The 235-nt window shown below is 65.5% G+C and carries 1 protein-coding gene; it reads left to right on the top strand.

Annotation, left to right across the window (positions count from 1 at the left end; translation table 11 throughout):
• Positions 1 to 235, top strand: a 235-nt coding sequence (locus tag SB765_RS33840; protein WP_410933062.1) for an ABC transporter permease subunit, incomplete at both ends; no start/stop codon positions are given.

The following is a 235-nucleotide window of genomic DNA, read 5'->3' as shown; positions in this document are numbered from 1 at the left end:
CTGGATGTGATGCAGACGCTGCCTGCTTTCGTTTACCTGATCCCGGTGCTGATGCTGTTCGGCCTGTGCAAGGTGCCCGCCGTGTTTGCCACACTGATCTACGCCCTGCCGCCGTTGGTGCGATTGACCGAACTGGGCCTGAGCCAGATCGACCCCTCGCTGCTACAGGCCGCGCACGGTCTGGGGGCCAGCCGCTGGCAACGCTTGCGGCGCATTGCCCTTCCGCTGGCGCTGC

The organism is Pseudomonas sp. SIMBA_067, from assembly GCF_046534675.1.
Lineage (GTDB): Bacteria > Pseudomonadota > Gammaproteobacteria > Pseudomonadales > Pseudomonadaceae > Aquipseudomonas > Aquipseudomonas putida.
The sequence above is the reverse complement of the archived record's forward strand: the minus strand, read 5'-3'. Positions and strand labels throughout refer to the sequence as shown.